This window comes from Nocardioides sp. NPDC059952 (genome assembly GCF_042730435.1).
Taxonomy (GTDB): Bacteria; Actinomycetota; Actinomycetes; order Propionibacteriales; family Nocardioidaceae; genus Nocardioides.
Map to the genome: position 1 here is coordinate 26,210 of NZ_JBHWLY010000043.1, position 24,326 is coordinate 50,535.

Consider the following 24,326-nt stretch of genomic DNA (forward strand, 5'->3'; position numbering starts at 1 on the left):
ACGGACAAGGGTTGCTGAGCGAGTGATGTGTCACACCTGTGCCGTGGCCAGGAGATGCCACGGGCTCTTAGGATGCCGTTCATGTCAGCGTCCGCAGGAGTGCGCCGTAGGGGTGCCGTACGCAGTGAAGAGGCTCGCATGGCGATCCTCGACGCGACCGGGCGGCTCTTCGCCACCCAGGGCTACGACCACCTCACCATCGAGGGCATCGCGGCCGAAGCGGGCGTCTCCAAGCAGACGATCTACCGCTGGTGGTCCTCGAAGAGCGCGGTCGTCGCCGACGCTCTGATCGAGGACCTGCTGCTGCCGGACCACCCGGTCGTACCCGACACCGGGGACATCCGTGCCGACCTGATCGCCTGGATGCAGAGCCTCATCGACCTCGTCGCCCAGCCCGGCAACGACGGCCTCGTCCGCTCGCTCGTCGCGGCCGCCTGCGAGAACCCCGACATCGGCACCCGCCTCAACGACGCGCTCGGGATCACCGCCACCGTGTCCACCCGTATCGAGGCAGCCGTCGACGCCGGCCAGCTGCCCGCCGACCTGCCGGTCACGGAGTTCGTACGCGCCCTGGTCGGTGGATTCGTGCTCCACTCCCTCGAGCGCACCGAGCCCGCTCCGGACGTCGCCGAGCGTCTGGTGCGCGCGCTGCTGCACTGATCGGCCCTTACCCAAGAAAGAGGGGGCCGGTTCCGCGGCGCGAGGCTACGGTGGAGGGCATGCCGAAGGTGCCGCCGCCCGTCTACGTCGCCGCTGGACTGGCCGCCCAGCATCTGCTCGCTCCGAGCCGCCGGCCGACCGTCGTCCGGTCCGTCGCGGCCGGTCTCCTCGCGGCCGGCTCGGTCTATGTCGCCGGCGGTGCTGCCCGGGCGTTCAAGCACAAGGACACCACGTTCAACCCGCTCGAGCCCGAGGGTGCGACCGCGGTCGTCACCGACGGGCCGTTCCGCTACACCCGGAACCCGATGTACGTCGGTATGGCAGGCCTCCTCGCCGCCCATGCGGTCCTCCGCGGTGGCTGGCTTCCGCTCGTCCCCGTCGCCGCCTTCGTCGCCGTCATCGACCGCACCCAGATCCCCGCGGAGGAGCACGCCCTGTCGTGGAGCTTCGGGGAGGCGTACGACTCCTATCGGGCTGCTACTCCGCGCTGGCTCGGCTCACCCTGGGGTGCTCCGCGTGGCTGAGCTCCTCCACACCGTCCTCGACACCACCGACGTACGCGGCCTCGCCGAGTTCTACCGCCAGTTCCTCGGCCTCGTCTACCGTCCGGGCGACGAGGAGCCGGGTGACGACGACTGGCTCGTGCTCACCTGGCCCGACGGGCGTCGGGCGCTCGCGTTCAACCTGGTCGACTCGTCCGAGATGGACCCCTCTGGCTGGCCTGCGCCTGGGGCGGTCAAGCACATGCATCTCGACACCGTCGTCGGGTCTGTGGCCGAGCTCGACGCCGAGCATGCTCGTGTGCTCGGGTTGGGGGCTTCGCTCCGGTTCGATCGTTCTGACGATCCTGAGGAGCCTCTGCGGGCTTATGCGGATCCTGCGGGGCACATCTTCTGCATCTTCGTTGCCTGATGCTTCTGGTGCTCGAGCTTGTCGAGATCTCCCTGGCCGGCGACCGCAGCCTCGGGTGGGTGAGAATGGGCGCGTGAGCGAGATCGAGTACGTAGAGAACCCGGCCAGGCATCGCTACGAGATCCGCGACGGGGAGACCGTTGCGGGGCTGGCGACCTACCGGCTGCCCGACGACGAGCATGTGGACTTCCTCCACACCGAGGTCAAGGAGGCTTACAACGGGCAGGGGCTCGCCTCGAAGCTGGTGGCGTTCGCGCTGGCCGATGTGAAGGCGAAGGGGAAGCGGATCATCCCGCATTGCCCGTACGTCGCGGGGTGGCTGAAGCGGCACGGCGAGGAGTACGCCGACATCACCGACTGGCCCGCCTGATCACCAGAGATCAGAGGGATTCTGCCGACTTCCGCGGCTCCAGGCCTAGCTTGTCCAGGGGAGTGCGGGTCATGTGCGCCGAGGGCCAGGTCTGGCCTCGGGTGGAGCCGCGGGAGTAGGGCCTGGCGCCCGACTGGTAGGTCACGAAGAACTCATCGCCGACCTCGGCGACGCCCTCGGCCAGGTTGGGGAGCGACTGCACAGCACGCGGCCGGATCGTGACCCGGTCCTGCACGACCAGCTGACTACGCCGGGTCGGTCCGCGGTTGACGCTGAAGACGTACTCCTCCTCGCGGACCACGACGCCCTGGGTGCCGACGGGGGTGCGTACGCCGATCGGGGTCTTGATCTGCCAGGTGTCGTCCTTGCGGATGTACTTGTAGAGGCGGTTGTTGGCGTGCGACCCCACGTAGAGCAGGTCCTTCGCGGCGGCGAGGTAGGAGCCGGCGGCGAGTGCGACCAGCGGGGAGACGGTCGAGACCGTCGAGATCGGTTCGGCGTGGACGATCTGGGTCAGTGAGTAACGGTAGAGCCGGGGCGGGTTGCCCTCGCGGCACACGTAGACCTCGTCGCCGATGACCGCGACGCCGCCGGCGTTGACCGGGCCGCTGACGCTGCCTTTCGGCCCGCCCAGGTAGACGGCGTTGATGAGCTCACCCGACGGTCTGTCGACCAGGGCGAGCGCGGAGCCGAGCTTGTCGCCGTAGTAACCCTGCAGGAGCAGCTCGGTCTCGGGGGAGTACGCCAGACCCTGCGGGATCCAGCCGTGGTCCTCGTCCCCGGTGAGCACCCCGGCCGTGGCGATGTGCGGGATCAGCGGACCGAGTCTGCTGCCACTGCGGCCCAGCCAGGTCTCGGTGCGGTCGATGCCGCGCTGGACCCACTTCTGCTGCCTCTTGGCCATCACTTTGGGGTCGATCACGATCAAAAAATCTATCCGCTCGGACACCGATCGGCGGTCGCTTCGGGGCGCGAGTCCGACAACTGTCCACCTGGCGGAACGGTCGGGCGACAGGTTCCATGTACTCGCGGGTAGTGATGGTGGCAGGATCTGCCGACATGACTGCGGAGATTCAACGGCACGCCGACGTGATCGTGGTGGGAGCCGGCCTTGCCGGCCTGGCAGCAGCGGCCGAGGTCGCGGACGCGGGTAAGAGCGTTCTCCTGGTCGACCAGGAACCCGAGCAGTCGCTGGGCGGCCAGGCCTTCTGGAGCCTCGGCGGGCTCTTCCTCGTCGACAGTCCCGAGCAGCGCCGGATGGGGATCAAGGACTCACCCGAGCTGGCGCTCCAGGACTGGATGGGATCCGCCCAGTTCGACCGCGACGAGGACCTGTGGCCGCGGCGGTGGGCCGAGGCGTACCTGGACTTCGCGGCGGGCGAGAAGCGGTCCTGGCTGCGCCAGATGGGCCACCGGATCTTCCCGGTCGTCGGCTGGGCCGAGCGTGGCGACGGCCGCGCCGACGGCCACGGCAACTCGGTGCCGCGCTTCCACATCACCTGGGGGACCGGGCCGGGCGTGGTCGAGCCGTTCGAGAAGCGCGTACGCGCCCACGCCGACACCGGCCGGATCACCTTCGCCTTCCGGCGCCGCGTGGACCAGATCCTGATCGAGGACGGGGCGGCCGTCGGGGTGAGCGGCAAGCTGCTCGAGCCCAGCGACATCGAGCGGGGCCAGGCCTCCTCGCGCACCGAGGTGGAGGACTTCGAGCTCCGCGGCCAGGCTGTGATCGTCACCTCCGGCGGCATCGGCGGCGACCACGACCTGGTCCGCAAGCACTGGCCGGAGCGGCTCGGCACCCCGCCGAGGTCGATGGTCTCCGGCGTGCCCGCACACGTGGACGGCCGGATGCTCGAGATCACCGCGAGCACCGGCGCCAAGATCATCAACGACGACCGGATGTGGCACTACGTCGAGGGCATCCGCAACTGGGACTCGATCTGGGCCAACCACGGCATCCGGATCCTCCCCGGCCCCTCGAGCCTGTGGCTGGACGCGACCGGCAAGCGTCTCCCGGCGCCGTTCTTCCCCGGCTTCGACACCCTCGGCACGCTCAAGCACCTGCGGCAGACCGGCTACGACTACTCCTGGTTCGTGCTGACCGAGAAGATCATCAAGAAGGAGTTCGCGCTCTCCGGTTCGGAGCAGAACCCCGACCTGACCGGCAAGGACATCAAGCTGCTCGCTGAGCGGGCACGCAAGGGTCCCGGCCCGGTGAAGAGCTTCATGGAGCACGGCGAGGACTTCGTGGTCGCCGAGAACCTCACCGCGCTGGTCCACGGCATGAACGGCCTCGCCGATAAGGACCCGACCGGTCCGCAGATCTCGGAACCGGAGCTGCGAAGGATCATCGAGGCCCGCGACCGCGAGATTGCCAACAACTTCACCAAGGACGCCCAGGTCACCGCGCTGTACGCCGCCCGCCACTACCGCGGCGACAAGCTGCAGCGCACCGCCAAGCCCCACCGGATCCTCGACCCCGAGGCCGGCCCGCTGATCGCCGTTAAGCTGCACATCCTCTCCCGCAAGACCCTCGGTGGGCTCGAGACCGACCTGTCCGGACGCTGCCTGACCGCGGCCGGCACCCCGCTGCCCGGGCTCTACGCGGCGGGCGAGGTCTCCGGCTTCGGCGGTGGCGGGATGATGGGCTACAACGCGCTCGAGGGCACCTTCCTCGGTGGGTGCCTGTTCTCGGGACGTACGGCGGGACGGGCCGCGGCCGCGGCGATCTGACGCCGCGTCGGCGTGGTCAGTGGGCGCCGGAGAGGTTCAGCCCGACCACGCCGACGACGATCATCGCCAGGAAGCCGGCCTTGGCGGCGCTGAGGTGCTCGCCGAGGAACATCACGCCGATGCCCGCGACCAGTGCGGTGCCCAGGCCCGACCAGATGGCGTACGCCACCGAGACCGGCATCCGCTCCACGACCACGGACAGCAGCCAGATCGAGACGCCGTAGCCTGCCACGACCGCGACCGACCAGCCCAGGTTGCGGAAGCCCTCGGTGCGGGGGAGCAGCGCGGTGCTGACGACCTCGATCGCGATCGCGGCGACGAGCAGAATGGCGGCGTACATCTTCCGGGTCCTCCTGGGGAGCGTGTAGCGACTGCTACATCACCGCTAAATGTAGCAGTCGCTACATGTTGGGCATAATGCTTTTCATGGACCGCAAGGAGGAGCTTCTCGGGCAGGTGGTCGACCATGTGCTCGAGCACGGGTTGATCGGGCTGACCCTGCGTCCGCTGGCGGCCGCGATCGGCACCAGCGACCGGATGCTGATCTACCACTTCGGCGGTCGCGACGAGCTCGTCGCCGCGGTGGTGGCGCGCACCAACGAGCTCTCCGTCGCGGCGGTCGCGGCGCTCGAGCCGGCCGAGGACGTACGCGCCGGGGTGGAGGCACTGTGGCGGGCCTACCGCACCGAGCCGCTGCACGGCTGCCTGCAGGTCTACCTGCAAGCGGCCGCGACCGGGTTGATCGGGATGGAGCCCTATCGCTCGGTCGTCCGGGAGACCAACGAGCTGTGGTACGCCGCGCTGCGCGACTACGTCACCGCCTGTGGCGCCCCGCCCGAGCGTTCCGGTCGGATCGTCACGCTCGTCGACTCCTCGCTGTTCGGCTTCCATTTGGACCTGGCCACCGACCGGCCCGACGAGCTCGCCGCCGGCGTGGCCGATCTCGCCGTGGCCGCGGGAGCGATCGCGGAGGGGTGATCGGGGGTCCGGCACAATGCGCCGGGTGAACTCGCTGCTGAAGACCATCCCCGCCGACCGCATGCACCTGTGGCTCATGCTGGTGCTCACCTTCACCACCGGCATCAACGACGCCGTCGGCTACCTCGGTCTGGACAAGGTGTTCACCGGCAACATGACCGGCAACGTGGTCATCCTCGGCATGGCGCTGGTCGGCGACACCGACCTGCCGGTCCTCGGGCCGGCCCTGGCGCTGGTCGGGTTCATGGCCGGCGCCGCGCTCGGCGGGCGGGTGCTGAAGGCCGACAAGCAGGCCTGGAGCGGGCGAACGACCGTGCTGTTCTCCCTGGTCGCAGTGGTCATGCTGGCGCTGTCCGCGCTGCTCTTCATCACCGGGGACGAGCCCTCGAGCGCGGTGATGATCACGACCACCACCCTGGCCGCGGTCGCGATGGGCACCCAGGCGGCGGCCGCTCGCCACATCGCGGTCAAGGATGTGACCACCGTCGTCGTCACCAGCACGATCACGGGCCTCGCGGCCGACTCGCCGATCGGCTCCGGCAAGGCGTCCTTCCGTGGCGGCGGCACCGCGCGCCGTGCGATCGCCGTCCTGCTGATCCTGCTCGGTGCCTTCGCCGGTGCCGGGATGCTGCTGTGGCACACCGGCGGCGGCCTGCTGCTCGCCGGCGTCCTCATCGGGCTCGCCACCGCCGTGGGTGCCTGGCACGCCCGGGTGCACCACGCCATCATCTAGCGGCGGATCCTCTAGGGTCTGCCACGTGGAGTGCCCCAAGTTCGCGGTCAGCGTCGACCTCGTCGTGCTCACCGTTCGTGACGACGCGCTCTGCGCCCTGGTAGTACGCCGCGGCATCGAGCCCTATCGAGGCGCCTGGGCGCTTCCGGGCGGGTTCGTCCTCGACGACGAGGGCCTCGAGGAGGCGGCGGCCCGCGAGCTCGCCGAGGAGACCGGCATCCGGCCGGGCAGCGTGCATGTCGAGCAGCTGGCGACGTACGGCTCTCCGGGGCGGGACCCGCGGACGCGGGTCGTGACCGTCGCCTATCTCGCGCTCGCGCCCGACCTGCCGGTGCCCGCGGCGGGATCGGACGCTGCGGACGCGCAGTGGTGGCCGGTCGACGCGCTCCTGGCCGGCGGCGGCCTCGCCTTCGACCACGCCGCGATCCTGCGTGACGGCGTCGAGCGCGCCCGCTCCAAGCTGGAGTACTCGCCGCTGGGCGCGGCGTTCTGTGCCGAGGAGTTCACCGTCGCCGAACTGCGCCGGGTCTACGAGATCGTCTGGGGCGAGCGCCTGGACCCCCGCAACTTCCATCGCAAGGTCACCAAGACCGAGGCCTTCCTCGAGCCCACGGGCACGACGACGACACGGGACGGCGGCCGGCCGGCTCAGCTCTTCCGCCGAGGCTCCGCCGAGCACCTGCACCCGCCGCTGCTGCGCCGCACCACCTGACCCGGTCGGTCACCGAACGGTCTCGGTGCGGTCACGAATCGATAACGGCGGATCCGGTGTGTCGCACGGCACATGAGACGCGGGGATGCGCGCGGAGTAACTAGACAACAGCCACGGCATTCTTGTCCAGCGGACGCCGTGTCTCGGGGCGAGCGCCCTGTTTCGAGAGTTTCGTCTTGAAAGGGTCGTTACAACGCCGAAACGCCGGTGCCAGCCCCTGAAACCTCCGCTCGCTACGGTCCCCGAAACCTATGCGTGACACTCCTCGAAGGGAACTCGTTTCGATGTCTACCCCCGCCTCTCGGACCTCGCGACGTACGTCAGTTCAACGCCGGGCCGCCGCGGCCCTGCTGTCCGTGGTCGCCGCCACCACCCTGGCCGCCTGCGGCTCCGACTCCGAAGAAGGCAGCAGCGAGGAGGGCTTCGGCACCATCTCGATGCAGTACTCCTGGATCAAGAACGAAGAGTTCGCCGGCGAGTTCTACGCCGAGGACAAGGGCTACTACGAGGAAGCCGGCTTCGACGCTGTCAACGGCATCTCCGGCCCCGACACCGGCGTCGCCAAGCTGCTCTCCGGCAAGGTCCAGGTCGCGATCAACGACGCCGCCTCGGTCGGCTCCGCGATCGCCGAGCAGGAGGCGCCGCTGAAGATCATCGGCGCCACCTTCCAGAAGAACCCGTTCACGATCCTCTCGCTCAAGGACGGCGGCAACATCGCGACGCCGGCCGACCTCAAGGGCAAGAAGATCGGCGTCCAGGACTCCAACGTCAACGTCTTCAAAGCGATCCTCGCGGCCAACGGCCTGGAGGAGAAGAAGGACGACATCACCGTCGTCCCGGTCGAGTTCGACCCGACGCCGCTGATGGAGGGCCAGGTCGACGGCTTCATGGCCTACCTGACCAACGAGTCGATCACCGTCGAGCTCGCCGGCCACGAGGTCACCAACCTTCCCTACGCCGAGAACGGCGTGCCGTACGTCGCCGAGACCTACACCGTCACCGACCAGTACCTCGCCGAGAACCGCGACCTCCTCAAGGCGCTGCTGACCGCCGAGATCAAGGGCTGGACCGAGACCTTCAAGAATCCCACCGACGAGGTCGTCAAGGTCGTCACGACCCACTACAACCAGGCGGCCAGCGACTCCGACGGTCTCGAAGCCAGCTTCGGTGAGCTCGACCCGGTCAAGACCAAGCGTGGTCTCGAGGAGTCGCAGAAGCTGATCTCGACGCCGGAGACCGAGAAGAACGGCCTCTTCACCATCTCCGAGGAGCTCCAGCAGCAGACCGTCGACTCGCTCGCCGCCGCCGGCTGGGAGGTCTCGGCCGAGGACCTGTTCGACACCTCGATCATCGACGAGATCTACGAGGAGAACCCCGAGCTGAAGGACTACCTGAAGTAGTCATGGCCGAGAACAAGCTCATGGATGCCGGTGCTCCCGCGGTGGAGACCGACGGCGGCACCGGCATCCACATCTCCGGAATCGGCAAGGTCTTCGGCTCCGGGTCGAAGGCCGTCACCGCGCTCAAGGACACCGAGCTCCACACCGACCAGGGCTCGTTCCTGGCCCTGCTGGGGCCCTCCGGCTGCGGCAAGTCGACGATCCTGCGGATCCTCGCTGGCCTGGAGACGCCGACGAGCGGAGAGGCGTACGTCGACGGCAAGGCTCCCGCCGACCTGCGGCGTGACTCCGAGCTGGGGATCGCGTTCCAGGACCACGCGCTGCTGCCGTGGCGCTCGGTGGTCGGCAACATCAAGCTCGTCTTCGAGGTCGCCGGGAGGCGCCCGGACATGGACTACATCCACGAGCTGATCAAGCTCGTGGGGCTGGAGGGCTTCGAGAAGGCGCGCCCCGCGCAGCTCTCCGGCGGGATGCGGCAGCGGGTCTCGATCGCCCGGGCCCTGGCGCTGAAGCCGTCGGTGCTCCTGCTCGACGAGCCGTTCGGCGCGCTGGACGACATGACCCGGCAGAACCTCAACCTCGAGCTGCTGCGGATCTGGACCGAGAAGCCGGCGACCACCCTGCTGGTCACCCATGGTGTGAACGAGGCGATCTTCCTCTCCGACCGGGTCGCGGTGATGTCGCCGCGGCCCGGCCGGATCAAGGAGATCATCGAGGTCGACCTTCCCCGTCCGCGTACGCCCGAGATGATGCGCACCCCGGAGTTCCACGCGCTCGCCGACCGGGCCTCCGAGCTGCTCTTCGGTGACGACGGGCGTGCCGAGGCGGAGTCTTGATACGGATGCCGGGCTGGCTCGCCGGTCTGATCGGTGTGGTCATCCTGTTCGTGCTGTGGGCGGTCGTGGCGGTGCTCGGGTTCCCGCCGGATGCCGGGACCGGGTTCACGCCGGTGCCGCCGCCGTGGACCGTCCTCTCGGAGATGGCCGCCGCGGGTCCCTCGGCGTTCTGGGACGGCGTGCTCCGCGAGACTCTGATGGAGGCCTCGATCGGCTTCCTGTGGGGCAACCTGATCGCCCTGCTGCTGGCCTCGCTGGTGCTGCTGGTGCCCTGGCTGGAGCCGGTGATCATGCAGATCGCGGTGACGACGTACTGCCTGCCCGTGGTCGCCGTGGGCGGCATCTCGATCGTGGTCCTCGGCGGCGCCGAGCAGCCTGGGGACCCGTCGAAGACCTCGGTCTTCCTGGCCGCGCTGATGGTATTCTTCACGACCGTCGTCGGGGCCGTGCTCGGGTTCAAGTCAGCCGATCGCGCCTCGCTCGACGTGGTGCGGGTCTACGGCGGATCGGTGTGGACGCAGCTGGTGAAGGTACGCCTGATCGCGGCCGTTCCGGCGATCCTCAACGCGCTCCAGATCGCGGTGCCGACCGCGATCCTCGGCGCCGTCCTCGGGGAGTATCTGGGCTCCACCGACCGCGGCGTCGGGCGCACGCTGATCGTGCTGCAGGGCAAGCCCGATCCGGAGCGGCTCTGGGCCGTCTTCCTGGTCTGTGCCCTGGTCGCCCTGGCTGGCTATCTGCTCCTGGGGCTGGTCTCGCGTCTGGTGACGCCGTGGGTCGCCGGGAGGGCCGGATGAGGGCCGGGTCTTTGTCACGGGCGTTCCTGGGACCGGTGCTGCACACCGTCGCCGCGCTCGCGATCGTGGTCGTGCTCTGGCAGGGGTTCGTGTCGTTCTCGAGCGTCTCGGACTTCGTCGCCAAGGGCCCGTTGGACGTGCTCGACCACCTCTTCACGGGACCGGACGCCGCCGCCCACAGGGCCGAGCTGTTCCCGCTGACGTGGGTAACCCTGAGGGACGCCGCGCTCGGCTTCCTCGCCGGGATGGCTATCGCGATCGTGGCGGCCGTGCTGTTCAACCTGTCGCGTACGGTCGAGGCCGGCGTCATGCCGCTGGCGCTGCTGCTTCGCTCGATCCCGCTGGTCGCGATCGCGCCGGTGGTCATGCTGATCACCGGCCGCGCCTCGACCGCCTCGGTCGTGGTGCTCGGGATCATCGTGGTGCTCTTCCCCGCGCTGGCCGCGATCCTTTTCGGGCTCTCCCAGGCCTCGCCGCAGTCGCTCGACCTGGTCGCCGTCTACGGCGGATCGCGGCTCACCGCGATCCGGAAGGTGTCACTGCCCGGCGCGCTCCCGTCGATCTTCGCCGCCGCCCGGGTCTCGGTGCCCGGCGCCGTGACCGGTGCGCTGCTGGCCGAGTGGCTCTCGACCGGCAAGGGCATCGGCGGAAACATCCAGAAGTTCCCTGCAGCCGCCCGCTTCGACGACCTGTGGGCCGCCGTCGCCATCATCACCGTGGTCACGCTGGTGCTCTACAACCTCGTCCAGCTCCTGGAGTCGGTCGCGCTCGAGCGGATGGGGATGTCGTCCCGCTAGCGCCGAAGCGTCACTCCCGTCGACCCCGTGGGGCCGCATGTGGCCCCAACGCCCACCTAACTGAACCCCCCGCCAGCGGGGGGGTCGCCCCGGCAGGTCAGTAGTCGGTGCGGTCGCGTTTCGAGAGCCAGGCGTCGAACGGGTCGTACGCCTGCGGGATCCGGAGCTCGTCGACCTTGGTCGGCCAGTCGTGGTGCTCGTTGGCGCGGCCGGTCCCGAACAGGTTGTAGAAGGCGAGGTCGTCGAACCCGCCCTTGGCCGCGTCGTCACGGTCGGCGGCGTAGACGACGCGGTCCAGCCGCGCCCACAGCGCGGTCGCCAGGCACATCGGGCAGGGCTCGCACGAGGTGTAGAGGGTGCACCCGGCCAGCGAGAAGCTGTCGGCCTCCTTGCACGCGGAACGGATCGCGACGATCTCGGCGTGGGCGCTGGGGTCCAGGTCGCGGGTGACCCGGTTCTGGCCGGTGCCGAGCAGGATGCCGTCGCGGAGGATGATGGCCCCGAACGGGCCACCGCCGTTGTTGACGTTGCGCACGGCGAGTGCGACCGCCTGCTCCAACCACATGGCGTCAGTCATGCCGATTCCCCCTTGCACAGGCCCGAGGATCGATGTTTCCACTGTCATTCTGCCTCCGACATCACTCGACCTCGTGAAGGCGATCGTAGGTGGCGCTGATGGCCGAGACGCGGTCGCGGCCGGCGCGTCCGCGCTCGTGGAGTACGCCGTCGGCGAGCACGCTCGCCAGCGACATCGGCGCCGCCAGGGAGTCGAAGGCGAGGGCACCCTGGACCGGGCACTCCAGTGCGACGTCGGCACGGCCGAGGTGGACGGTTCCGGTCGGGTCGGCGATCACGATCACCGTGCTCCCGGAGGCCGCGGCGGCGTCGACGAACTCGCCGAAGCCCGGGGGCCGGCGCCGCAGCCCGACCGCGACCACCACCGATCCCTCGCCGAGCTCGGCCAGCTCCTCGCCGATGACCTGGCCGGGAGCGGGAGCGAGCGTGACCCGCTCGCGGGTCTGGGTGAGCTGCTGGCGCAGATGGAGCGCGACCGGGTAGGAGTTGCGCCAGCCTGCGACCATCACGTCGCTCGCTCCGGCGATGGCCTCGATCGCCTCGGCGATGCCGGCCTGCTCCACGACCCGCGCGATCGCCGCTGCCTCTCCCCCGGCGTGGGCGCTCAGGTCCGGGGCGCCCTCGACGCGCCGCGGCTCGCCGGCCGTACGCAGCCCCCGCAGGTGGTCGCGTACGTCGTCGAAGCCGTCGAATCCCAGTGACCGGAAGAGCCGGCTCATCGTCGCCTTGGACACCTCCGCGAGCGAGGCCAGCTCGGCCGCGCGGTAGGTCGCCAGGTCGTCGAGATGCTCCAGCAGCGTGTCGGCCGCCTTGCGCTCCTGGGGCGAGAGCGTCTGATAGGTCGCGGCGATCCGTCGGTCGATCCGCTGGTCCACCGGGCTCATGTGGGCACTGACGCCCAGGCGTCCGGCTCGGTCGACCCGTCGCGCTGCAGGGTCGCCTCGATGAGTCCGTAGGGACGGTCGGCGGCGAAGAAGACCTCGTTCGGGTTCTCCAGGTCGAAGGGGGAGAGGTCGACGAGGAAGTGGTGCTTGTTGGGGCAGGAGATCCTGAACTCCGCGATCCCCTCGAACGCCTCCATCACCGCCCGGCCCATCTCGTAGATGGTCTGCTGCAGCGCGAGCGAGTGCACCTCCGCGAAGGTGTCGAGCATGATCGCGCGGATCCGGTCGTAGGCCTCGTTCCAGTCCTCCGGGTGGTTCTCCCACCGCCACCACGCGGTGACCTCGGTCGCCAGGATGCGGTCGGTTGTCTCGGCGAGGGTGGTGTAGCGGTCGCGCGGGAAGCCGTGGAACTCCGAGCCGGTCGACTTGAGCACCACCAGGTCGCTGAGCCCGGACAGGACGAAGGTTCGTTCCTCGAAGCGGTTGACGGCCGCCGTACGCGTCTCCTGCCCGCGCCGGGCAAAGGAGAACTCGTTCGCCGGGATGCGGTCCCAGGAGTAGGACTCCGCCTTCATCACCGACCCGGTGACCCACGGCTGCCCTGCCCAGTGGGCGGTGAGGTCGAGCAGGAACGCCTCCGGCGAGGTGATGCCGAGCTCCTTGGCCTTCGCGTAGACCACGTTCTTCTGGGTGTCGGTGGCGTGCACGTGCACGTTGTCACCCTCGGTGAAGGCCGTCGCGAAGTCGCCCCTGAGCTGGGTGGACACGTTCAGGTCGTGGATCGTGTGCCGCGCGCCCTCCCGGTCGACCTTGACCAGGCGTACCTCCGCCTTGCCGTGCTGGTTGGGGCCAAGAGTGATCGACATCAGCTTCCTCGATAGGTCGTGTAGGAGAACGGGCTGAGCAGGAGGGCGACATGGTGGTGCTCGCCGGCGGTGACGGTGAATCCGACGCTCACCTCGGGAAAGAACGTCTCGCGATCCTGCTCGGCGAACCACGGACCGGTCGCGAAGGTCAGCGTGTGCGACCCGGGGAGCACTTCGCCCTCGAACCGCACCCGCCCGTCGGCGTCGGTGGTCGCGGTGCGCGCGCTGTCGTCGGGACTGACGAGGATCAGCTCGAGCCCGGCTGCGGGCCGGCCGAGGGCGGCATCGAGGACGTGCGTGGAGACGGTGGTCATGCCAGCAAGCCTCGCAGCCGGAGCAACGCGATCTCGGCGAGCTGGCCCTTGGTCACCGTGATTTCGGTAGCCGGGTCGTTCTTCAGCCGCTCCTCGAGGAGCGCGAGCATCTCCTCGGCGCTGCGTCCGGCCGCCCGCACCAGGTAGATCCGCCCGAACCGCTCCTCGTAGGCCGCGTTCCCCGCCCTCAGCCGCGTCTGCACCTCGGCGTCGGCCGGGTCGACCCCGGCCTGCTCACGGGCGGAGAGCGCGGCGCTCTCCCCGTCCCCAAAGTGGCGTTCCCCGATCCGGGGGTGGTCGGCCAGGGCTCCCTCGACCTCCGTGTCGGTCCAGGCCGCCGCCAGCCGCTCCGCGGCGGCCAGCAGGTCACCGACGTCCGCATAGGGCCGCCCGGCGACCAGCCCGGCCGCCCACGAGGGGATCGCGACACAGGGTGCGACGACCCTCTCCGCCTCGTCGGCGGGCAGGGCATCGAACTCGGCGAGCGTCATGGTCACCAGGGCAGCCTATGAAACGATCGTTTCGGCGTCCGCAACGCAGGTTGCCGTTGTGTAACGCCCGGGCGGCTACCTCGCGAAGCTCTGGGCCAGGGCGAGGAGGTCGCGGTCGCGGCCGGGTGCGGCGACCAGGCAGAGCCCGGCGGGCAGGTTGCCCGCGGTGCGGACCGGGATCGAGACGGCGGGGAGGCCGGCGATCCCGGCGATGCAGGTCAGGCGCATGGTGTCGTCGCGCACCCCGGCCGCCTCGGCAGCGGTCGGCGCCACCGAGGAGGCGCTGGGGTAGGCGAGGACGCGGTCGCCGACGACATCGAGGATCTCCGTACGCGCCTGCGCAAGCACCGCACGCGCCTCGGCGGCCTGCTCCCGGGTCACCGACCGGGCCATCTCGAACCGACCGCGCACGGCCTCCCCGAGGGTGTCGAGCCGGGTCTCCAGCCAGTCCCCGTGGGCCTGCCACGCCTGGTAGGCCTGCCCGATGACGAAGGCCTGACGCCACTCGTCCAGCCTGGCCACGTCCCAGGCCAGCGGCTTGGACCCGGGCAGCGCCTCGCTCACCGCGGTGGCGACGTCCTCCGTGGCGAGCCCGACCAGCGCCGGCACCAGGTGGATCTCGTCCAGCGCTGTGCCCGAGTCGGGAGATCCGGGAGCCTCCGGCAGCAGTACGTCACCCACCGCCTGCAGCAGGAACGCCGAACGTGTCATCCACCCGACGGTGTCGAAGGCCTTGGCGAGCGGGAGCAGCCCCTCGCGCGAGACGGCCCCGTGCGACGTACGGATCCCGTAGAGGCCCTGGTAGGCGGACGGGACCCGGATCGAGCCGCCGGTGTCGGTGCCGAGCCCGATCGAGGCGTGGCCGAGGGCGACCGCGGTCGCCGACCCCGATGACGAGCCACCGGGGATCCGTCCCGGAGCCTTCGGGTTCGGCGGTGCCCCGTAGTGGGCGTTGAGCCCCGAGAGGGAGTAGGCGAACTCCTCGGTGCGCGCGATCCCACGCACCGACGCCCCGGCGTCGAGCAGGGCGGCGACGGCGGCGGCGTGCGACGGTGCCACCGGCGCCTGCTCCAGCCATGCCGGGCTCCCGGCGCCGACCGCGAAGCCGGTGACCGCGAAGAGGTCCTTGACCGCGACGGTCTCTCCCGAGAGGGCGCCGTCGGCGGTGTGCGAGGAGACCAGCGGGTCACCGACGACCCGCCAGATCCGGGTGTCGAAGGCCGGTGCGGGCGCCGAGACGTGGGCCGCGGTGACCTGCCAGCCGCCGTACTCGATCCGCACCGGGTCCCGCGCCCACAGCTGCGTCTGCAGCCCGCGCCCACCGCGGTCGAGCTCCGTGACGGCCACGATCAGCGCGTGGTCCTCGTCGATCACCTGCACGTGGGTCTGCACGATGCGCCGCTTCGGTGCGCCGCCGCGCGATCCACGGAAGGCGGAGATCTGCTCGTGCCCGACGAGCAGCCCGGCGGCATCGCCACGCAACGTCGTCGGGGAGTCGGCGAAGAGGGCGTCCAGAGCGGCGACGTCGTCGGACATCAGCGCGCTCTCGTACGCCCGGAAGGCCTGCAGCAGCCCGTGCGGGACAGGCTTGAGCTCAGTCATAGGGCGAAGTCTGCCTTGCGGATCGTGGCGTGTACGCCTTTGACGACGTCGACGACCTGGGAGATCCGGAAGTCGGTGGCCGCCGAGAGATAGGCGTAGGCGTCCTCCGGAGACATTCCGAACCGCGCGCTGAGCAGGGCGATCGCGGCCCGAACGCAGTTCTGCGTGGCGACGTCGAGGGACTCGTCGAGCCCGGTGGGGATGAGAAATTCCGACGTCTCCGCCAGCGGCCCGGCGAGTTCGCCGAACCGCGCGGCGGCCTCCTCGCGAGCGACCAGGTCGAAGCGGAGCGTTGCCCGGAGCGAGGCCTCCAACGCGGTCAGCGAGACCTCGCCGTCACCCTGCGCGAAGTGCGGGTCGCCGACGTAGGCCAGCGCTCCGGCGACCTGGACGGGCAGATAGAGGGTCGCCCCGGACGTGAGCAGCCGGATGTCGATGTTGCCGCCGTGCGAGCCGGGTGGGACCGAGTGCGGCCGCTCGGACCCCGGCACGGCGACCCCCATGATCCCGAGGAACGGGTCGAGGGCGAACGACGCCGGCCCGATCACCCCGCGCCCGTCGACGACAGGCGTGAAGACGCTGTGCACCGGCTCGTCGCCGCGCGGGTACTCGCCCGGCAGCGCGCCTCGCCCGTGCCGGTTGGACACCACTCCGTAAGGCACCCGCGGGAGCGTCTCCAGCACCGTGATCGCCAGCAGGTCACCGACCTCGGCGCCCTCGACCTCGATCGGCCGCGAGACCACGTGCGGGCCGTCGACGCCGAAGGTCCGCTCATAGCCGGAGGCAGCCAGCGCGACCGCGTCGGAGAGGACCTCCTCGACCCCGTGCGCGGCGAAGAACCTCTCCGGGTTGCGCCCCTGGTCCTCGAGGATGCCCTCATGGGAGATCGTGTCCACGGTCACCGAGGTCCCCGGCGCGATGCTCAGCACGGGGGAGTCCGTCGCGCAGGGCAGCCGCCCCCACAGCACGTTGTCGACCTCGGCCGGAAGGTAGGTCGTGGAGCTGATCGGTCCGGTTCCCGGCTGCAGTGCCGTCACGGTGGGGGCAGTCATGGCCCGAACCGTATGGAACGGATGTTTCAGGCTCGTGACGAGCGGATCAGCCGGTGGCTCAGAAGACGAGCGCGACGCCGAGCAGCACCGCGATGAGCAGCAGCGCCCCGGCGAGGATGAACCCGGTGGCGAAGGCCGGCAGCGGGCGCCGCTCCCGCATCGCGCGCTCGACCCGTGCCCAACGGACCGTCGCGAGGACCGTGCACAGGATCGCGGTGAGCACCAGCAGGGCGATCACCCCGACGCGTACGCCCTCCGCCGTGGGCACCTGGAACGAGTGCAGCGCGACCGCACCGGCGAGCAGGCCGAGCACGGTGCGCGCCCAGGCCAGGAACGTACGCTCGTTGGCCAGCGTGAACCGGGGATCCGGCTCGGAGCCGTGGTCGTAGACCCAGTGCGGGTGTCGGGGGTCGGTCATGCCCCCATCGTCCACCACATCGGGTCCCGATCTAGATTATTACCCATGGGTAATAGCGAACAGGCTGAGTTCGATCGCGACATCGCGGTCCGCAGGATCGACGGCAACACCTATGCGGCCGACCTGGCCCCCGGCTGGGTGGTCGGCGGCGGGGTCAACGGCGGCTACCTGCTCGCTGTCATCGCCAACGCGCTGCGGGCGCACCTGCCGAACCACCCGGACCCGATCGTGCTGAGCGCGTTCTACGCCGGCGCGAGCACCCCGGGACCGGCGGAGGTCCGCATCGAGACCAAGCGCGACAAGGGCTCGCTGGCCATCGCGACCGCCGAGCTGTGGCAGGGCGAGGAGCTGCGGATCACCACCACGGCGACGTACGCCGACCTCGACGGTCTCCACGCCAAGAGCAGTGGCTTCGAGCGGGTCACCGCGACCGAGCCGGAGCTGCCGCCGCTCGAGGAGTGCCTCTCCTCGACCACGGCGCCCGAGGAGGTCAAGGAGTTCGTGCCGATGCTGGACCGCTACGAGCTCTGTGTGCCGAAGGACCAGTTCGTCTGGGGCGGTGCGGCGCCGAGCGGCGAGGCCGTCTTCACCGGCTGGTTCCGGCACCACGACCGCGAGCCCGACCCGCTCTCGCTGCTGCAGGTGCTCGACGCGCTCCCGCCGGTGACCTTCGGGCTCGAGCTGCCGGGCTGGGCGCCGACCCTCGAGCTCACCTGCCACATCCGCCACAAACCGGCGCCGGGCTGGCTCAAGGTCACCCACTTCTCCCGCAACCTCTCGGGCGGCATGTTCGAGGAGGACTGCGAGGTCTGGGACTCCGAGGGCAAGCTGGTCGCGCAGGCGCGTCAGCTGGCTCGGCTGCCGCGCGCCTGACGGGTCAGGTCGGACGGTCGGAGCGGGACGGTCACATCGGGGCGCAACGGTCCTTCCCGCCGTACGCGTCCCAGTGCCACGCCTCGGGCGCGTACTGCTTCAGCCCGACGCTCAGCGCGGTCTTGTTCAGGAACTGCCACACCGCGCTGGCCGGCTCCGAGGCCCGTGTCGCGCAGGTCTTGCCGCCGGTCGCGCTCGGCTGCTCGAAGTCGATGGCGATGCCGAGCTGGTGGGAGGAGTGGCCTGGCTGCGCGGTGAGCGTGTAATCGCCGGCCGGGCAGCCGCCGGTGACGTCGGTCTGGCACAGCGCCTTCTGCTTCTTCATCGTCCGGAACGAGCTGCCCGCGACCAGGTCGACCCCCTGCTTCGAAGCCTTCTTGACCAGCGCCGCCGCGGCCCCGGAGATGCGCGCGTTGACGACGGTCAGGCCGTCGGAGCCGTCGATGTAGTAGGGGTCGCCCTTGGTGCTCTCGGTGCCCGTGTTGGGTAGCCCTTCGACTGCGCAGAGCCGCACCGGGATCAGCTTGCCCTCGTCGTACCCCTCGCCCTCGCCGAGGTCCTTCGTCCCCGGCGAGCACACGAGCGCGGTCGAGTCGGCGCGGACGTCGCCGACCGGCTTCGTAGGCGCTGCCACCTGGAGAAGCTTGCCCTCGGTGGCGCCGGCGGCGCGTTGCTCGGAGGCCTCCACGGCCAGCTCGGCGAGGTGGCCGGTGACCCCGCCCACCTCCGTGTCGGCGTCGGCCTGGCCGGCGTCCGGTGCCGTCTTCGGGACGTCGTCGGGGCAGGTCGTGATCGACTCGCTCAACGGCTTCTGGGTGCCGGTCGCGACAGTGATGTTCGCGCACACGACCGTGGTGTGGTCGCGCTTGGCGTAGGTGTCCTGCCAGGTCCGGTAGCCGGCGACCGAGAAGCTGCTCCCCGCCTCGTCGGCCTGCAGCGTACGCAGCCGCAGGCCGTCGCCGTAGGCGCCCGGCTGCTCCAGCCAGGTCCCGATGTCCGCGGCGGTGACCTCCCAGCCGACGCTGCGCAGCGACGCGACCGCCACCGACAGGTCGCTGCCGACGCCGTTCAGGTCGTCGGTCGTGGTCTGCTCCCACTTGTGCGTCTGGTCGTAGAAGTCGTACGCCCCATAGCCGCCGACCCCGACCAACGCGAGCACCAGCAGCCCCGCGAGCACCTTCGGCCACCGCCGCTTCTTCGGCGGCTCGGGTCCGAACCTGCCGGGACCGAGACCCTGCGGGTACGCCGGGGGCGCCTGCCCTGCGTAGGGCTGCTCGGCGTAGGGCTGCTCGGCGTAGGGCTGCTCGGGATAGGGCTGCTCGGGATAGGGCTGTTCCGGGTAGGGCTGTTCCGGGTACGGCTGGTCGAGGTAGGGCTGACCCCGGTAGGGCCGCTGGTCCGGGTAGGGCCGCTGGCCGTAAGGCGGCTGCTCAGGCGGATAGGGCTGCTGCTGGGGCGGGTACGGCCGCTGCTCGGGGTAGCGCTGGCCGCCCGGGTGGGGCTGATGCTGTCCCGGATGGGGCCGTTGCTGGCCGGGGTGGGGCTGCTGCTGGCCCGGGTGCGGCTGTTGCGGCCGCCCCGGCTGCGGCTGCGGCCGCCCAGGCTGCCGTGGCCCGGGGAAGGGCTGCTGTCCCTGGTAGGGCGGACGAGGCTCGCCGGGGCGCCGCGGAGGCCACTGCTGATCGCTCATGATCGGGCCCCGGACGGGGGCAGGCAGGCGATGAGCAGAAGACGGCGGGGCACGGCGTTGGAGCGTACCCAAGAGACACCACTTTTCGGGTGTCTAGGGAACAATCTCACACGTGAACAGCCCCAAGACCGTAGTGGCCGCGGCGATCCTCAGCGCCGACGGCAAGCAGGTGCTGGCCGCGAGGCGCACCTCCCCGCCCGAGGCCGCCGGACGCTGGGAGCTCCCCGGAGGCAAGGTCGAGGAGGGGGAGACGCCCGAGGCGGCCCTCGTCCGGGAGATCGGCGAGGAGCTCGGCTGCCTGATCGAGGTGCTCGACTGGATGCAGGGCGAGGCGCCGATCGGCGAGAGCCACCGGCTGGTCGCCGCGACCGCCCGGGTGGTCGCGGGGGAGCCGAGGCCGCGCGAGCACGACCAGGTCCTCTGGCTGGCCGCCGAGGACCTCGACTCGGTCGACTGGCTGGAGCCCGACCGTCCGTTCCTCGACGGGCTCCGTCACGTACTCGGAGTTCCCGAAGGGTCGACCCTGCGCGGCATCTTCTTCGAGGAGGAGTACGCCCGCTCGGCGGCGGAGACCCTCGAGCGCGAGGGCTGGACGGCCCGGGTCAGCCGGGAGCGCTACCAGGGCGAGGACGACGACGAGGACCACCCGTGGTCGGTGGAGACCGACGCCCCGGAGATGGTCCTGGAGCTGCTGGTGGACGAGTACGACGGCTGGCTCGACATCCCCGAGGACGCACCGGACGACTCGATCGCCCCCGAACCCGTCGACCTCCCCGACAACCCGAAGCGGATAAAGCGCCCCGACCTAGGATCGAGCTCGTGACTTCTCAGAAGAGCTTGCTGCTCGTGCACGCCCACCCCGACGACGAGACGATCGCGACGGGAGCGACGATGGCGAGATACCTCGCCGAGGGCGCCCGCGTCACCCTGGTGACCTGCACGGCAGGGGAGATGGGCGAGATCCTGGTCCCCGGCCTGGCCCACCTCGCCGCCGATCAGGACGACGCCCTGGGCGAGCACCGCCGCGGCGAGATCGAGGACGCGATGGCGGCTCTGAAGGCGCCCGACGGTAGCCAGGTCGACCACCGCTGGCTGGGCGGATTCGGCAACTACCGCGACTCCGGGATGACCTGGAGCGAGGACCGGACCCACGCGCAGCCCGACCCTGACGCCCGCGAGAACGCCTTCTGGTACGCCGACCTCAACGAGGCCGCCGACCACCTCGTCACGATCATCCGCGAGGTGCGCCCGCAGGTGCTGGTCACCTACGACGAGTTCGGCAACTACGGCCACCCCGACCACATCCAGGCCCACCGGGTCGCGACGTACGCCGCCCATCTCGCCGCCGTGCCGACCTACAAGAAGGAGCTCGGCGAGGCCCACGAGATCGACCGGATCTTCTGGACCGCGATCGCGGAGAGCTGGATCCGCGACGGGCTCCGGGCGGCCCGGGAGGCCGGCGACGAGGACGCGCTCGGCGGGATGGACCCCGAGGGCCCGCTGCCGATGGCCACCCCCGACGTCGACATCGCCGCCGCGATCGACGGCACCGCCTACGCCGACCAGAAGGTCGCCGCGATGCGCGCCTACCCCACCCAGATGGACATGGAGCAGGGCATGTTCGCGATGACCAACAGCCTCGGCACGACCGCGTGGTCCCACGAGCACTTCCGGATCGCCAAGGGAGACGTCGACGCGACCGACCTGACCGATCTCTTCGCCGGGTTGTGAGGCTGCTCGGCGTCGGCCTGGCTCGTGGTGTGGCCGGTCTTCTCCTCGGCCTCCTCGTCGGGGTCGCGGCGGTCGCCGTCCACCCCTGGTGGTGGGGTCTGCTGCTCGCCGTGGCCGCGTCCTCGGCGATGCTGATCGTGCTGCCGCGGGGAGCCTCGAGGATCGCGTACGCCGCGGCCTGGGCGATCGTGGTCGCGCTGGCCGCGACGCCGAGGCCGACGGGCGGGTACGCCGTCGCCGGCGACCTGGCGGGATATCTGATGATCTTCTGGGCAGTGCTGATGATCGTGGTGGCCACCGCTACCGTGTCGAGGGTCGTTTCCCGGGCTGATCAGGACCTCCCCGGGAAGTGACGAACGTCCCAAGATGGGCTACGGGTTCGGCCTAGGGGGGTATAGGTCCTAGGCTCTCCCGCATGTCCACTGAGCCCGAGGCCTCCAAGGCCCCCGAGCCCGCGAAGCAAACTCACGCGGCCGGGTCCAACGCCAGCCAAGCTGGCGCGGACGATGCTGCCATCGAGACGATCATGATCCCTCAGATCGAGATCGACGCCCGTGTTGCCGAGTCCACGGGTGCCAAGCCGGTTCCGAACGATGAGCCCGACGGCGCGACCCGGGTGGTCCCTGCCGGCGACTTCGACGAGGATCTGGCCGAGGAGACCCTGCTGCGCAGCACGATGCTGCGCTCGGAGCTGCCGAAGCGCGCGGAGCTGCCCGACGAGGACAACTTCCTGTTCGTCTCGAAGAACCGGAAGTTCGCCCCGGAGCCGGACGCGGTCGACGCCGCCCCCGACCTGGCCAGCGAAGCGGCCACCGAGGTCGCGCTCGACAACCAGGTCCAGGACCCCCACGACCTCGATGACGAGCCGCTCGAGGAGACAGTCATGGGCGTCGGGCCGTTCGTCGTGAACGAGCCGGTCCCTGCCGACCACGCCTCCGACAACCACCCGGCCTACGAGCACCCCGCTTACGAGCACCCCGCCTACGAGCAGCCCGCCTACGATCAATCGGCCTACGACCACTCCGCCTTCGAGCAGCCCGACTACGCCCAGCCGGTCGCGGCTGAGCGCAAGCCGCTCGGCACCGGCACCAAGGTCGCCGCTGCGGTCGCGGGCAGCGTCGCCATCCTGGCCTTCGCCGGCTGGGCTGCTGCGTACGCCGTCGCCGGGGAGAAGATCGCCGAGGGCACCACGGTCGCGGGCGTGGACATCGGCGGCATGACGGCCGCCGAGGCGACGCCGTTGCTGGACCAGAAGTTCGCTCCGGCCCACAGCCAGCCGATCAACGTGACCGCCGGAGACAGCACGACCGAGGTCAACCCGGCCGACGCGGGCCTGAGCTTCGACGCCGAGGCGACGATCGAGAAGGCCGACGCCGTACGCAGCTGGAGCCCGGTCAAGCTGTGGAAGCACTTCACCGGCGGTGGCGAGATCGAGCCCGTCGTCAAGTCCGACGACAAGCTGATCGCCAAGGTCGCCGCCAAGGTCAACAAGCGCGCCGGCACCCCCTTCAAGGACGGCGACGTCGTCATCAAGAAGGGCAAGGTCAAGACCACCCAGCCGGTCGCGGGCGAGGGCGTCAGCGACGACGCGCTCCTGACGGCGCTCGCCGGTCAGCTGCTCGTCGAGGGCGACCGCAAGGCAGACGTACCGCTCGCGGAGCTCACCCCCGACGTCGACGAGGCCGACGTGCAGGAGGCGGTCGACAAGGTCGCCACTCCGGCCGTCTCCGGGCCGATCACGCTGAAGTTCGAGAAGACCCCGGTGGAGCTGTCTCCGAAGGAGTTCGGCGACGCGATCCGGTTCGATCCCAAGGACGGCGAGCTGCAGGCCTCGGTCGCGCCCAGCAAGCTCAAGAAGGTGCTCAAGAAGGCCCTCGCCGACGACGCCGCCAAGCCGGTCGACGCGACCATCAAGATGGTCAACGGCGCCCCGAAGGTCATCCCCGCCAAGCCGGGTGTCACCTTCAACCAGAAGGACCTGGAGGCGGTCTTCCTCGACGTCGTCACCGCGCCCCAGGGCGAGCGCACCGTCGAGGTGAAGTCGAAGGTCGCCAAGCCCAAGGTCACCACCGAGGAGGCCAAGGCCTGGGGTGTGAAGGAGAAGGTCTCCACCTTCACCACCAACTTCCCCTACGCCGAATACCGCAACGTCAACATCGGCCGCGCCGCCGAGCTGGTCAACGGCACCGTGCTCGCGCCGGGGGACACCTTCTCGATGAACGGCATCGTCGGGGAGCGTACGGCCGCCAACGGGTTCACCAAGGGCTGGATGATCCAGAACGGCGTCTTCCGGGAGGACTACGGCGGCGGTGTCTCGCAGATGGCGACGACGACGTTCAACGCGATGTTCTTCGCGGGTCTCCAGGACGTCGAGCACAAGGCGCACTCGCTCTACATCGACCGCTATCCGATCGGTCGGGAGGCGACGGTCGCCTGGCCCTCGCTGGACCTGAAGTTCAAGAACAACACCAAGTACGGCGTCCTCATCCGCTCCTGGGTCAACCCCGCCAGCGGCAGCAGCCAGGGTTCGGTGACCGTCGAGATGTGGTCCACCAAGATCTGGGACATCAAGACCCGCACCGGTGAGCGCTACGACTTCAAGTCGCCGGGCAAGCAGAAGATCACCGACGGCAACTGCGAGAACACCGTCGGCGCCCAGGGCTTCTCGATCAACGTCTGGCGCGACTTCTACAACGCCGGATCGGGCTCGAAGGCCAACACCGAGACCTTCAAGACCACCTATATCCCGCAGGACGAGGTCGAGTGCACCGACGAGTCGGAGAAGCCGCCGCCGCCCGCCGACCCCAACTGAGCCGAGTCGGCCGGTTCTGACACCATCCCTCGCCGAGGCGGGGCGTCAGGCCGCGCCGACGCGGCGAGGGCGGCCGTGACGCGGCGCAC

Annotated in this window: 28 protein-coding genes; 17 read left to right on the plus strand and 11 right to left on the minus strand. The window is 70.1% G+C overall.

Annotated elements, in window-relative coordinates:
- Positions 1 to 81 precede the first annotated feature (81 nt).
- From ACFV9G_RS19105 to ACFV9G_RS19120, 4 genes are all read left to right on the plus strand, one after another.
- Positions 82 to 660: a TetR/AcrR family transcriptional regulator gene (locus ACFV9G_RS19105; RefSeq protein WP_378729091.1), complete on the plus strand. Its 579-nt coding sequence runs from the start codon at positions 82 to 84 to the stop codon at positions 658 to 660.
- Between the two features lie 59 nt (positions 661 to 719).
- Positions 720 to 1,184, plus strand: coding sequence for a methyltransferase family protein (locus ACFV9G_RS19110; RefSeq protein ID WP_378729092.1), 465 nt, complete (start codon positions 720 to 722; stop codon positions 1,182 to 1,184).
- Positions 1,177 to 1,572 (plus strand): VOC family protein, encoded by a 396-nt coding sequence (locus ACFV9G_RS19115; protein ID WP_378729093.1) that lies wholly within the window; start codon positions 1,177 to 1,179, stop codon positions 1,570 to 1,572. Before ACFV9G_RS19110 ends, ACFV9G_RS19115 begins: the two co-directional genes overlap by 8 nt.
- A gap of 73 nt (positions 1,573 to 1,645) precedes the next feature.
- Positions 1,646 to 1,942, plus strand: coding sequence for a GNAT family N-acetyltransferase (locus ACFV9G_RS19120; protein WP_378729094.1), 297 nt, complete (start codon positions 1,646 to 1,648; stop codon positions 1,940 to 1,942).
- Positions 1,943 to 1,952: 10 nt separating this feature from the next.
- Here ACFV9G_RS19120 and ACFV9G_RS19125 read toward each other — a convergent pair whose 3' ends face one another.
- Positions 1,953 to 2,864 carry a hypothetical protein gene (locus tag ACFV9G_RS19125; RefSeq protein ID WP_378729095.1) on the minus strand — a complete coding sequence of 304 codons (912 nt, stop codon included), beginning with the start codon at positions 2,862 to 2,864 and terminating at the stop codon, positions 1,953 to 1,955.
- 137 nt (positions 2,865 to 3,001) lie between these two features.
- Here ACFV9G_RS19125 and ACFV9G_RS19130 point away from each other — a divergent pair, with 137 nt between their 5' ends.
- The gene (locus ACFV9G_RS19130) at positions 3,002 to 4,675 is read left to right on the plus strand and encodes an FAD-binding dehydrogenase (RefSeq protein ID WP_378729096.1); all 1,674 of its coding nucleotides are present in this window, start codon (positions 3,002 to 3,004) and stop codon (positions 4,673 to 4,675) included.
- 16 nt (positions 4,676 to 4,691) lie between these two features.
- Here ACFV9G_RS19130 and ACFV9G_RS19135 read toward each other — a convergent pair whose 3' ends face one another.
- Positions 4,692 to 5,015 carry a DMT family transporter gene (locus ACFV9G_RS19135; RefSeq protein WP_378729097.1) on the minus strand — a complete coding sequence of 108 codons (324 nt, stop codon included), beginning with the start codon at positions 5,013 to 5,015 and terminating at the stop codon, positions 4,692 to 4,694.
- Between the two features lie 86 nt (positions 5,016 to 5,101).
- Here ACFV9G_RS19135 and ACFV9G_RS19140 point away from each other — a divergent pair, with 86 nt between their 5' ends.
- From ACFV9G_RS19140 to ACFV9G_RS19170, 7 genes are all read left to right on the plus strand, one after another.
- Entirely contained in the window at positions 5,102 to 5,653 is a 552-nt protein-coding gene (locus ACFV9G_RS19140) for a TetR/AcrR family transcriptional regulator (RefSeq protein ID WP_378729099.1), read from the plus strand.
- 25 nt (positions 5,654 to 5,678) lie between these two features.
- Positions 5,679 to 6,386 carry a YoaK family protein gene (locus ACFV9G_RS19145; protein ID WP_378729100.1) on the plus strand — a complete coding sequence of 236 codons (708 nt, stop codon included), beginning with the start codon at positions 5,679 to 5,681 and terminating at the stop codon, positions 6,384 to 6,386.
- Between the two features lie 25 nt (positions 6,387 to 6,411).
- On the plus strand, positions 6,412 to 7,098 hold the full coding sequence (locus tag ACFV9G_RS19150; protein WP_378729101.1) for an NUDIX domain-containing protein: 687 nt from the start codon (positions 6,412 to 6,414) through the stop codon (positions 7,096 to 7,098).
- Positions 7,099 to 7,382: 284 nt separating this feature from the next.
- Positions 7,383 to 8,498, plus strand: coding sequence for an ABC transporter substrate-binding protein (locus ACFV9G_RS19155; RefSeq protein WP_378729102.1), 1,116 nt, complete (start codon positions 7,383 to 7,385; stop codon positions 8,496 to 8,498).
- Between the two features lie 2 nt (positions 8,499 to 8,500).
- On the plus strand, positions 8,501 to 9,334 hold the full coding sequence (locus ACFV9G_RS19160) for an ABC transporter ATP-binding protein (protein ID WP_378729103.1): 834 nt from the start codon (positions 8,501 to 8,503) through the stop codon (positions 9,332 to 9,334).
- A 5-nt stretch (positions 9,335 to 9,339) separates the two neighbouring features.
- The gene (locus ACFV9G_RS19165; RefSeq protein WP_378729104.1) at positions 9,340 to 10,131 is read left to right on the plus strand and encodes an ABC transporter permease; all 792 of its coding nucleotides are present in this window, start codon (positions 9,340 to 9,342) and stop codon (positions 10,129 to 10,131) included.
- Complete coding sequence (locus ACFV9G_RS19170; RefSeq protein ID WP_378729105.1) at positions 10,128 to 10,928, plus strand: ABC transporter permease; 801 nt, start codon at positions 10,128 to 10,130, stop codon at positions 10,926 to 10,928. The genes ACFV9G_RS19165 and ACFV9G_RS19170 overlap by 4 nt, the downstream gene beginning before the upstream one ends.
- Positions 10,929 to 11,025: 97 nt before the next feature.
- Here ACFV9G_RS19170 and ACFV9G_RS19175 read toward each other — a convergent pair whose 3' ends face one another.
- The 8 genes from ACFV9G_RS19175 to ACFV9G_RS19210 all read right to left on the minus strand — a co-directional run bounded on the left by ACFV9G_RS19175 (position 11,026) and on the right by ACFV9G_RS19210 (position 17,131).
- On the minus strand, positions 11,026 to 11,505 hold the full coding sequence (locus ACFV9G_RS19175) for a nucleoside deaminase (protein WP_378729106.1): 480 nt from the start codon (positions 11,503 to 11,505) through the stop codon (positions 11,026 to 11,028).
- 61 nt (positions 11,506 to 11,566) lie between these two features.
- Positions 11,567 to 12,388 (minus strand): MurR/RpiR family transcriptional regulator, encoded by an 822-nt coding sequence (locus ACFV9G_RS19180; RefSeq protein ID WP_378729107.1) that lies wholly within the window; start codon positions 12,386 to 12,388, stop codon positions 11,567 to 11,569.
- Positions 12,385 to 13,254, minus strand: coding sequence for a factor-independent urate hydroxylase (pucL, locus tag ACFV9G_RS19185; protein ID WP_378729108.1), 870 nt, complete (start codon positions 13,252 to 13,254; stop codon positions 12,385 to 12,387). The genes ACFV9G_RS19180 and pucL overlap by 4 nt, the downstream gene beginning before the upstream one ends.
- A complete protein-coding gene (gene uraH, locus ACFV9G_RS19190) occupies positions 13,254 to 13,568 on the minus strand; it encodes a hydroxyisourate hydrolase (protein ID WP_378729109.1) in 315 nt (104 codons plus the stop codon). The genes pucL and uraH overlap by 1 nt, the downstream gene beginning before the upstream one ends.
- The gene (gene uraD, locus ACFV9G_RS19195; RefSeq protein WP_378729120.1) at positions 13,565 to 14,059 is read right to left on the minus strand and encodes a 2-oxo-4-hydroxy-4-carboxy-5-ureidoimidazoline decarboxylase; all 495 of its coding nucleotides are present in this window, start codon (positions 14,057 to 14,059) and stop codon (positions 13,565 to 13,567) included. Before uraD ends, uraH begins: the two co-directional genes overlap by 4 nt.
- Before the next feature lie 75 nt (positions 14,060 to 14,134).
- Positions 14,135 to 15,661, minus strand: a complete 1,527-nt coding sequence (locus ACFV9G_RS19200) for an AtzH-like domain-containing protein (RefSeq protein ID WP_378729110.1) — start codon at positions 15,659 to 15,661, stop codon at positions 14,135 to 14,137.
- A complete protein-coding gene (locus ACFV9G_RS19205; RefSeq protein WP_378729111.1) occupies positions 15,658 to 16,713 on the minus strand; it encodes an acetamidase/formamidase family protein in 1,056 nt (351 codons plus the stop codon). The genes ACFV9G_RS19200 and ACFV9G_RS19205 overlap by 4 nt, the downstream gene beginning before the upstream one ends.
- A 58-nt stretch (positions 16,714 to 16,771) precedes the next feature.
- Positions 16,772 to 17,131, minus strand: a complete 360-nt coding sequence (locus ACFV9G_RS19210) for a YidH family protein (protein WP_378729112.1) — start codon at positions 17,129 to 17,131, stop codon at positions 16,772 to 16,774.
- Positions 17,132 to 17,176: 45 nt separating this feature from the next.
- On the opposite strand from ACFV9G_RS19210, the gene ACFV9G_RS19215 reads away from it, so the two are divergent.
- Positions 17,177 to 18,004 (plus strand): thioesterase family protein, encoded by an 828-nt coding sequence (locus tag ACFV9G_RS19215; protein ID WP_378729113.1) that lies wholly within the window; start codon positions 17,177 to 17,179, stop codon positions 18,002 to 18,004.
- Between the two features lie 31 nt (positions 18,005 to 18,035).
- On the opposite strand, the gene ACFV9G_RS19220 is transcribed toward ACFV9G_RS19215, so the two are convergent.
- On the minus strand, positions 18,036 to 19,694 hold the full coding sequence (locus ACFV9G_RS19220; RefSeq protein ID WP_378729114.1) for a D-alanyl-D-alanine carboxypeptidase family protein: 1,659 nt from the start codon (positions 19,692 to 19,694) through the stop codon (positions 18,036 to 18,038).
- A gap of 112 nt (positions 19,695 to 19,806) precedes the next feature.
- Between ACFV9G_RS19220 and ACFV9G_RS19225 the strand changes: the two genes are divergently transcribed.
- The 4 genes from ACFV9G_RS19225 (at position 19,807) to ACFV9G_RS19240 (ending at position 24,237) form a co-directional block, all read left to right on the plus strand.
- Positions 19,807 to 20,517 (plus strand): (deoxy)nucleoside triphosphate pyrophosphohydrolase, encoded by a 711-nt coding sequence (locus tag ACFV9G_RS19225; protein ID WP_378729115.1) that lies wholly within the window; start codon positions 19,807 to 19,809, stop codon positions 20,515 to 20,517.
- Complete coding sequence (gene mshB / locus ACFV9G_RS19230; protein WP_378729116.1) at positions 20,514 to 21,425, plus strand: N-acetyl-1-D-myo-inositol-2-amino-2-deoxy-alpha-D-glucopyranoside deacetylase; 912 nt, start codon at positions 20,514 to 20,516, stop codon at positions 21,423 to 21,425. The genes ACFV9G_RS19225 and mshB overlap by 4 nt, the downstream gene beginning before the upstream one ends.
- A gap of 29 nt (positions 21,426 to 21,454) precedes the next feature.
- Positions 21,455 to 21,778 (plus strand): hypothetical protein, encoded by a 324-nt coding sequence (locus ACFV9G_RS19235; protein WP_378729117.1) that lies wholly within the window; start codon positions 21,455 to 21,457, stop codon positions 21,776 to 21,778.
- A gap of 62 nt (positions 21,779 to 21,840) precedes the next feature.
- Positions 21,841 to 24,237: a VanW family protein gene (locus tag ACFV9G_RS19240; RefSeq protein WP_378729118.1), complete on the plus strand. Its 2,397-nt coding sequence runs from the start codon at positions 21,841 to 21,843 to the stop codon at positions 24,235 to 24,237.
- The last annotated feature ends 89 nt before the right edge of the window (positions 24,238 to 24,326 follow it).